1 protein-coding gene and 3 pseudogenes are annotated in these 5,942 nt (G+C 52.3%); 3 read left to right on the plus strand and 1 reads right to left on the minus strand.

Translation table 11 applies throughout. The features are described 5' to 3' along the window. Positions 1-885 precede the first annotated feature (885 nt). From ACTJJI_RS25995 to ACTJJI_RS26005, 3 pseudogenes are all read left to right on the plus strand, one after another. A pseudogene (locus ACTJJI_RS25995) lies at positions 886-1,133 on the plus strand (transposase); the annotation flags it as partial. Positions 1,134-1,460: 327 nt separating this feature from the next. Further along, positions 1,461-2,405 (plus strand): annotated as a pseudogene (locus ACTJJI_RS26000) (IS110 family transposase). Positions 2,406-2,421: 16 nt separating this feature from the next. Next, positions 2,422-2,742: pseudogene (locus tag ACTJJI_RS26005) on the plus strand (IS3 family transposase); the annotation flags it as partial. Between the two features lie 89 nt (positions 2,743-2,831). Here ACTJJI_RS26005 and ACTJJI_RS26010 read toward each other — a convergent pair. Beyond that, positions 2,832-5,795 (minus strand): RHS repeat-associated core domain-containing protein, encoded by a 2,964-nt coding sequence (locus ACTJJI_RS26010; RefSeq protein ID WP_440656263.1) that lies wholly within the window; start codon positions 5,793-5,795, stop codon positions 2,832-2,834. Positions 5,796-5,942: the final 147 nt, after the last annotated feature.

Genomic DNA, 5,942 nt, shown 5'->3' on the forward strand with positions numbered 1-5,942 from the left:
AACTTATCCAGTCGCGATACCCGATGGTTAACTAGCGGTGAAGCGTGGAGGAGGAAACCTGTCCCGGCAGAACACTTTTATCTTCTGGCGACATAAAAAAGTATCAAACTGGGTTTCCGGCAACGGGCCTTCGCTCATACGCCAGAGTCCCTGAGAAACTATGCTATCTGCAGGCAGCCTGAATAACCCTCACCGTCACGGTTGATGCGTCACTGGCAGGGCAACATCGTTGTGTTTTCAGCGGATTGAACCGTCATTTTAAAGTCCATAACGCTCTTCCGTTCTGCTAGCCTTGCTCTCAGGCATTTTCAACACACTGGCGCAGGAGAACGACAGGTTGGAACAGGACTGGAGTCCCTGGAGAGCTGATAACTTTTCATACGGTGACATTCTGGAAAGGCTGTGTGCTGTTTCAGCGAAAAATGGTTTTACTGATGCACGCCATGCGGCGATTTTCAGGCTGATTAAAGCTCAGGGGCTGACATCAATAAGTGATCGACAGTGGCGTATCTTTCGAAAAGAAATGGTGCCGCTGACAGTACTACATTGCTGTCCTGGGGACGGTACAGCGTCTGACCGGATATGACACACCGCCTGTTTTACCCAGCGGCATAGCTCGGTCTGGGTGAAAACCCGCAGAGATCGGCACTGTCACTCTCCGGAGGACAGCACAGGGAATGGGGTCCAGCGCCGGTACACGGATACCAGAGCACAGGAGCACAGGAGCACAGGAGCGCGATACTATGTCATTCAGATAGCCGTAAAGTGCCATAATGATGATGACTGTCTCGTTTAACTCTAGGTGATGAAAACGTAACACCATAAATCGTCAAGGGTTTAACAGACACCTCAGAGTCATTTAAGATGACTTAAAGAGAGGTGCCCATGAGCGGTAAGCGTTATCCAGAAGAGTTTAAAATCGAAGCAGTCAAACAGGTTGTTGATCGTGGTCATTCTGTTTCCAGCGTTGCAACACGTCTCGATATCACCACCCCAGCCTTTACGCATGGATAAAGAAGTACGGTCCGGATTCTTCCACTACTAAAGAACAGTCAGATGCTCAGGCCGAGATCCGCCGTCTCCAGAAAGAGCTGAAGCGGGTTACCGACGAACGGGACATATTAAAAAAAGCGGCGTATTTCGCAATCCCCAAAAACAGGTACTGGTTCACTCTGATAGTAAGAATGTCGGTGTCAGTTTTCATCATCATGCTTGCTGTTTTTCCTGACCGATGAGATCACTGATGCAGTGAAGACTTCCCGGTTTCCTGACTCACACTCTGAACGACCAGTAATGTGTCTTTCCCTGGACCCGTCGGTAACCGGGAAGTACCTCATGCGAGGCTTCTCCTCACCGATGCACGTGACTCAAGAAGGGCCTGACGGCTTGTCTCTTTACTGTCCTGTCCGGGTTATCGTCAGGAGAATTGACGAATAATTTCTGCAGCAGGAAAACGACCTATGGCAAAGGCAAATACTGTTCATTCATCGTTTGTCGTTGGTGGTGTAGATACGCATAAAGATTTCATGTCGCAGCTGTGGTTGATCAAAATAACCGGATTTTAGGCAGCGAGTTCTTCTCCACAACTCGTCAGGGATACCGACAAATGCTGACCTGGATGGCTTCTTTCGAAACGGTTGAGCGTATCGGTGTTGAATGCACGGGTTCGTACGGTGCAGGTCTTCTGCGCTACCTTCAGAAGGCTAAAATCGAAGTTCTGGAGGTCACAGCACCAGATAAAATGGAACGCCGTAAGCGGGGTAAAAGCGATACGATCGATGCAGAAAGTGCCGCTCACGCTGCTTTCTCACGCATACGCACCGTCACACCAAAAACGCGCAGCGGAATGATTGAAGCGCTACGTGTCCTGAAAGTCTGCCGCAAAACAGCTGTTGCGGCACGACGTATTGCACTTCAAATGATCCAGATGAATATTGTCTCTGCTCCGGATGAGCTCCGGGACCAGATACGTCATCTCACAAGGATGCAGTTGATCCGTACTAGTCGATGAGCTGGCGCCTGAGCTTATCAAACGTAAAGCGGTGGGATATGAATGTGCTTCGCAGTTGTTGATCACTGCAGGTGATAACCCTCAGCGTCTGAACTCTGAGTCCGGCTTTGCCGCGCTATGTGGCGTAAGTCCTGTCCCGGTATCTTCCGGAAAAACAAATCGGCACCGACTTAATCGTGGTGGTGATCGCGCAGCCAATAGTGCCCTGCATATCATCGCGATCGGTCGATTACGGACAGACGCGAGAACACAGGAATATGTGGCAAAGCGTGTAGCAGAAGGTCATTCTAAAATGGAAGCACTGCGTTGCCTCAAGCGCTATATCTCGCGTGAAGTCTATACGCTGCTGCGAAATCAAAATCGGCAGATCAACAGTACCCAAATAATGACTTGACTCTTAGAAGGGCGTCCAGGGCAGTCAGTACACAAGCCATGAGTGGCAGTCGTTCCTGAAATCACACTGCCTGGAGGGCAGCATGAGCCGTCGCGGTAACTGCCACGATAATGCGGTTGCAGAAAGCTTTTTCCAGTTGCTGAAGCGTGAACGGATAAAGAAAAAGATCTACGGAACGCGGGAAGAAGCCCGCAGCGATATTTTTGATTACATCGAAATGTTTTATAACAGTAAGCGTCGGCATGGTTCTAGCGATCAGATGTCACCGACAGAATATGAAAACCAGTATTATCAACGGGCGGCTTGCGATGAGTCGTTTTATTATCACGTTCGGTGACCGCCAGAGCGATCACCTTTAACACAGCGGCAGTTACACAGAATTACTGACAGGCTCCGGCTCGGAAGTGTCTAGATCACCCGCTGCGATTATGATTTATGAATGTGTCGCCGTTTATCAAGAATTGCAGCATGTCGGGGAGTTGCAACTATACCTTTCCCTCTACTAACAAAATCCTGGGACCAGTGTTCTGGAAGAGGGGTGTTTGTAGATTTATAAAAATTAAACAGCTCTTTACTATCGCCAAAAACAGTCCATTCGCCCTGATGTACCATTGCCACAGGGAATGGGCCCGGATTTGCTACAATTCCCAGATAACCATCATCATTTACGACTTTATCTTGCTCATGTTCCCACATATAGGGAACAAAATTTACCTGAGGACCATGGCGAATAACGTTCATCGCTGTATAATCAAAGGGCCTGGAAGGGTCGACCTCTGCAACACCTCTATTAATCAAATCTTTTATTCCTCTTTCCTCACTACTTTCCGCCGTGGGCACATGCCCCTTCCCATGAGAGAATTTAATAATATCGTGCATGTCATAATCGCCTGTATAGGGCGTGATGATTTTAAATTTTATCCATTTATTAACCAGTTCATTAGCAGAACTATTTTGCAGGCTGACTGCATAAGCCACATCCTCACCTCCCGGTCTGTTGTGCGCATATATTCCCTTTACACCAGATGCATCCCATTGACCTACTCGGCCAACGAAACCGCTACTTTTTGCCTGCCCAAGAATAGATTCAGCGTTATCACCATAAGCAGCCTTTAGTGAACCAGGTTTAATAGTCTTCTCAAGAATATTATGGCCTTTTGCTGCAGCACCTTCACCCAATGCTGAAATAGTATAAATGCCGGCTTCCCTTACGCTCATTGCAAGATTTTCCTCTAAAGAAATTCTCTCAAAGACAGCCATGTGCAAAGGATGAACAAATGCTTCGGCCACTAATTTTCGGGCTTCCTGGCCCGTACTGATTAACCCGTTGCTGTCAATCAGCGTGACGGGATTATTGCGCACCATCCTGAACAGGTTCAGGCCGTCCATTGTTCCTGCCGGGTCTGCGCTGAGCCAGCGGCCCGCCCACGGCTGGTAGTACCGGTATCCGTAGTAGTACAGCCCCGAAGCGTCACGCTCCTTGCCCGAGTAACGAACCGTTTTATAATCTGCCTCCACCGCGCTGCGGGCAGCCCAGACTGCCGTGCCACCATAAGGATAATACTCTTCCATGCTGATAATATTACCGTCACCGTCCAGCTCCAGACTGCTGCTGCCGGTCTGGTTGTCGTAGCTGTACCGTACCTGGTTTTTGCCGATGCCTTCCGGCTGGCCTCTCTCCCAGTGCAGCATCCGCACCCGCGCACGGCCGGCCTCGCCCGCAGTAATCACCTGCAGGCTTTCCATTTGCGTATCGCCAGCTTTTGTCGTCCGTAGCTCCAGTCCGGGCAGGTACAGCGCACGCTGTGTCTGTACACTGTTACCGGTTTTCTGCACGCTCACCTTCAGGAGTCGCTGACTGCCGCCGTCATAGCGGTAGCTCTCGTTGTCATCCGTACCGCCGTCGCGTACCACCGGCGTCACTTTCAGTAACTCGTTGCGCGGCGTCCATCCGAGGCTCTGGCCTGGCTGCAGCTGCGTCTGCTGTCCGCCCGCCGTAAACAGCGCGTCCACGTCTGAGGGATTTTCCGTCAGCGTACTAAGCACGCCCCGGTTGCTTTTATCGGAGACGGTGATATTTATCGTGTAGCTGTTGTTTGTCGCGGGGGCGCTATGGCGAGTTTGTATCAGGTTGCCGGCGTTGTCGTAGCTGTAAGTGCGGGTATAGTATGTAAACGCAGAGCTGTCGGTGGGAAGGCGGACTGTGGCGGAGGGGAGGTTGCTGCCCTGCTGTCCGGCATTTGCCATCTCGCGCCCGGTAGCGCTGACCAGCTGGTACAGGCTGTCGTAGACGTAAGTGTTCTCCGGCACCACCTTCTGGTTGCGCCAGAAGCGGGTCTCTTCCGCGTCGTTGCTGATTTTCATGACGTTGCCCACAGGGTCGTACTCATAGCGCAGGTCCTGCAGTACCTTCGCCCCGGAAACGTGTCCTGCCGGTCGCTCAGTTTTAATTCCGGTCAGGCGCAGCGTCTCTGCTTCATACGTGTACGTGGTCACTACGCCGTTGCCGTGTACCTCGCGCAGCTTCTGCCCAGCAGCAGAGTACGTCAGGGAGGCCACGATAACCTGCTCCGTGCCATCTTTCACCGTCAGCCAGCTGCCCGACAGCAGGCCCGCCACATCATAGGCCACCCGCTGCTGGTTGCCTTTTGCGTCCGCGGTAGTCAGCACCACGTCCGTGGCGTCTGCCGTGGTCCTGGAGGCGTACGTCTCGCCAGCCAGCAAGTTGTTCCACGTAGAAGCGTCGGTGCCCTGCCAGTCGGCCGTAACGTCGGGATTGTCCGCATCCTTCAGCATGCGGCGGGTGACGGAGAGCGGGACGCCGGTCAGGGAAATACTGTCGGTCTGTGTCAGGCCGGCCGTGTCGTAATGGCAGAAGCACGCACCGGCGAGGTTCAGGGCTTTCTCCGCATCAGTATTGCCGGCATAAACAAAGCGATCAGTGATGCGGACGGCCTCACTAGCTACCTGTTCAATTATACTCAGTGGACGGCCGGGAAGCGCTGCGTCCTCATATTGGCAGGTACGTATCACGGCCTGATTTCTGTCCCCGGTTCCGTCGTTGATGGTGCTGATATTGCTGACCGCGATAAAGGGTCGGCCTGCGGCATCGTTCAGCGCCACGGTGATGCCGTTATCCGCTCCGTGCGTGCACAGAACGCTGCCGGTCAGGTCTGTAAGATACGTGAAGTTCGCCAGTCCGACGTTGTGCAGGCGCGGGTCAGCACTCAGCGTCAGAAAACCGCGGGCGTCGTACCGATGACGGGTGACGCGCTCACAGGTCACCTCCGGGGCGCTGGGGTGACGGTAATACGCGGTTTCGCGCACGGTCAGGCCGCGGTTGTCGAGGACCGAGACCGAAGGAGTGTGACTGAACAACGATATGTGCATAGTGTTCTCCTGTTTATCCTATGCAGCCGGTCTGACTGTATACAAAATCATATATCAATCCGGAGACCAGGCCTGACAGTGATACTTTCATGGCAAACTGAGTAAAGAGTATTGAGGATAAAAATGAATTGTGTAAATGGCGTGATG

The sequence above is a fragment of the Enterobacter sp. 22466 genome (assembly GCF_052044775.1).
Taxonomy (GTDB): Bacteria; Pseudomonadota; Gammaproteobacteria; order Enterobacterales; family Enterobacteriaceae; genus Enterobacter; species Enterobacter dissolvens.